Raw genomic sequence first — 3360 nt, 5'->3', positions numbered from 1 at the left:
GCCCGAGGTGCTGATCGCGGCGCTGGGCGCGGTGACCCGGCGCATCCGGCTGGGCTCAGGCGGCGTCATGCTGCCGCACTATAGTGCCTATAAGGTGGCCGAGCAGTTCGCTGTGCTCAGCAACCTGTACCCTGACCGGATCGACCTTGGCGTCGGGCGTGCGCCGGGCGGAGACATGCAGGTCGCCGCCGCAATGTCTGCGCCGCATCCACCGAGCTTCCGCAATTTTCCGCAGCAGGTGGCCGATCTGGTCGGTTATCTGAACGGCAGCCTTTCGCAACCTGCGCTTAGCCCCGAACCCGCTGGCGATGTGCCGGTGTGGATGCTGGGGACCAGTGCCGACAGCGCGGTGCTCGCGGGGCGTCTGGGCCTGCCTTATGCGCTCGCACTGTTCATCAACCCGATGGCGGGACCGGACCTTACCGATCTGTATCGCCGCAATTTCCGCCCCAGCGCTGCGCTGGCTGAGCCTTATGTGATGCTGGCGATGACCGCCTTTGCGGTTGAGGACGCTGAATATGGCGAATTGCTGCGCAAGAACTATTTCCTCAACATGGCGCGCTTGCTCGGTGGCGGGCAGCAGCCTGCGCTGTCGCCCGAAGAAAGCCGCGATGTCGGCTTTACCGAGCGCGAGGCGATGATCGTCGGCGCGCAGGCGCGGATCGCCGCCTTTGGCGCGCCCGCTGCGGTGCGCGACAAGATACTCTCGCTCGCAAAGGCGTTTGACGCCAATGAGGTCATGCTGTCGACCAACGCTTATTATCTGGCGGACCGGCTGAAATCGATCGAGCTGATGGCGGGTGCCTTCGCCATGGCAGAGGCGGCCTGAACCATGGGCTTTCACACCCCAGCCTTTTGCGTGGAAGCAAACCTGCCGTTCATTGACGGCGAGGCGCTGGTGATCAACAAGCCTGCGGGCCTGCCGGTGAGCGCGCCACGCAAGGGCGGGCGCAGTCTTGATGATTATCTCACCGACCTGCGCTTCGGCTTTCAGCGCGCGCCGATGCCAGTCCACCGCCTCGATCAGGACACATCGGGCTGCCTGCTGCTGGCGCGCAATACCAAGGCGGTGAAGCGCTTTGGTGATGCCTTTGCGGCGGCGGCGGTCGACAAGCTGTATCTCGGTGTGATCGCGGGCGATCTTGCGGAAGATAGCGGCACCATCGATTTCGCGCTGGGCAAGACCAGCACCCAGGCGGACGGCTGGCGCATTGTGCCTGACACCAACGGCAAGCACGCGGTGACTCACTGGCGGCGGGTAAGTGCGCACGATGGCTTCACGCTGGTTGAATTTCGCCCCGAAACCGGCCGAACCCATCAGATCCGCGTCCACGCGCTGCATGGCCTGGGTGTCGCGCTGCTCGGCGATCCGTTTTATGGCCAGCCGCATCCATCGGGGCTGATGTTGCATGCCTCACGCCTGGGGATGCAGCGTGCGGGCAAGGCGGATATTGACGCGTTCGCGCCGTTGCCACAGCGGTTTGCCGCGCTCGGCTTTACAGATGCTGGCGTGGCGCAACCGGAACCGACCGATGGCTGACATCGCTATCCCTGATGACGCCATCGTCAGCGAAAAGTTCATCACCGCGTCCGGGCCCGGCGGGCAGAACGTCAACAAGGTCGCGACCGCCGTGCAACTGCATGTCAACATCTATGCGCTCGGCCTGCCGCCGCTGGTTTACATGCGGTTCAAGTCACTCGCGGGCAACAAGATCAACCAGGATGGCGAACTGGTCATTCTCGCCCGCAACCACCGCACGCAGGAGGCCAACCGCCGCGTCGCACGCGAACGGCTGGCCGCGATGCTGACCGAGGCCTACAAGCTGCCCGCCACCCGCGCGCGCACCCGGCTGAACCGCATCGGCAAAACCGAGCGGCTGGCCAGCAAAAAGAGCCGGGGTACGATCAAGAAGAACCGGGGGCGGGTCGATCTCGACTGACGTCCTCTGCAGGAGCCGCACCAGACATGTTTTCCTTTGATATCGATGCCAGCCTGCCCAAGGCGCAGGTTTATGCCGACCTGCTGGCGGCGGCGCGCGCGCTGATAGAGGGCGAGCGCGATGGCATCGCCAACATGGCCAATGTCGCCGCATTGCTGGCGCAGTATCTGCCCGATCTCAACTGGGCGGGCTTTTACCGGGTGGTTGATGGCGAACTGGTGCTCGGGCCGTTTGTCGGCAAACCGGCGTGTATCCGCATCGCGCTGGGCAGCGGGGTGTGCGGCGCGGCGGCGGCAACGGGCGAGACCCAGCGGGTCGATGATGTCCATGCCTTCCCCGGCCATATCGCCTGCGATGCCGACAGCCGATCAGAACTGGTCGTGCCGGTGATCACGGACGGCAAGGTGACCCATGTCATCGATCTCGACAGCCCCAGCCCGGCGCGTTTCGATGCCGACGACCAGGCCGGGATCGAACGGCTTGCCAGCTTACTGTCTGGGCGGGTGTAAGCATCGCCGGTGCCGTGCCCCATATTGATACAATCGCCACCCTGACATCCGGTTTAACAAGCACATAATGGCGCAGCGCCCCGGTAGATGGTAACCATTGCTTAACCAAGGTGATGCCGCGCGACTGCCGCTCTGTGGTAATGCGTTGCCCGGTTGGATGGGTTCAGGGAGATGTTAACCATGACGACGCGCCGAAAAGCTTATCTGCGCCATCTGGCTTTGGCGGCAACCGCTGGCTGCATCGCCGTGACGGTGACCACTGCATCGGCCGCCGAATCGCCGCTGACTGCAAGTGCTGGCCTTGATCAGACCATCTTTTTGCAGTCTGGCCGCGTCATGACGACCAGCGTTGGCCGCCAGCTGCCGGTCGGCGCGCCTGCCTATGTTCGCCCATTTCGCGGGTTTTTCCTGCCGCGCGTGTGGATCGCGCCGCGCTATTACATCAACAATTGGCAAGCCTATGGCCTGCCGCAGCCCGCACAGGGCTATGGCTGGTCGCGCTATTATGACGATGCGGTGCTGACCGACCGTCAGGGCATGGTGCAGGACAGCGTGCAGGCGATGAACTGGTCAGCGGCGCAATCGGGCCAGCAGATCGCATCCGCGCAGCCTGCGCGCCAGGTCTATTCGCCCGATTATGATCCGTATAATTATGACACCGATTTGCTGCTGGGCAATGATCAGGTGGTCGCCGGAACGCATTGGTCATCCACTTATGCCGACCCGCAGCCGGGCTTCGACGACGACCCAAGCTATCCGGTCAGCGCGCCGCCCCCGCCGCCAGTTTATGCGGACAATTACTGGGACGAGCCTGCGTTTCTGGAAGCCTGCCGCCGTGACAGTGGCCTGGGTGGCGCCGCGATTGGCGCTGCAGTCGGGGGGCTCGCGGGCAACCGTATCGCTGGGCGCGG

General features: G+C 64.0%; 5 protein-coding genes. All 5 read left to right on the top strand.

The annotated features are described in order from the left end of the window. On the top strand, positions 1-829 hold an 829-nt coding region (locus ACEW8G_RS13625; RefSeq protein ID WP_373488949.1), incomplete at its 5' end, for an MsnO8 family LLM class oxidoreductase. 3 nt (positions 830-832) lie between these two features. Beyond that, positions 833-1540: an RluA family pseudouridine synthase gene (locus ACEW8G_RS13620; protein ID WP_373488948.1), complete on the top strand. Its 708-nt coding sequence runs from the start codon at positions 833-835 to the stop codon at positions 1538-1540. Beyond that, the gene (gene arfB, locus ACEW8G_RS13615; RefSeq protein ID WP_373488947.1) at positions 1533-1940 is read left to right on the top strand and encodes an alternative ribosome rescue aminoacyl-tRNA hydrolase ArfB; all 408 of its coding nucleotides are present in this window, start codon (positions 1533-1535) and stop codon (positions 1938-1940) included. The genes ACEW8G_RS13620 and arfB overlap by 8 nt, the downstream gene beginning before the upstream one ends. Before the next feature lie 26 nt (positions 1941-1966). Further along, a complete protein-coding gene (locus ACEW8G_RS13610) occupies positions 1967-2449 on the top strand; it encodes a GAF domain-containing protein (protein ID WP_373488946.1) in 483 nt (160 codons plus the stop codon). 180 nt (positions 2450-2629) lie between these two features. Continuing rightward, on the top strand, positions 2630-3360 hold a 731-nt coding region (locus tag ACEW8G_RS13605; RefSeq protein ID WP_373488945.1), incomplete at its 3' end, for an RcnB family protein.

This window comes from Blastomonas sp., from assembly GCF_041747255.1.
In the GTDB taxonomy this organism is placed as follows: domain Bacteria; phylum Pseudomonadota; class Alphaproteobacteria; order Sphingomonadales; family Sphingomonadaceae; genus Blastomonas.
The sequence above is the reverse complement of the archived record's forward strand: the minus strand, read 5'-3'. Positions and strand labels throughout refer to the sequence as shown.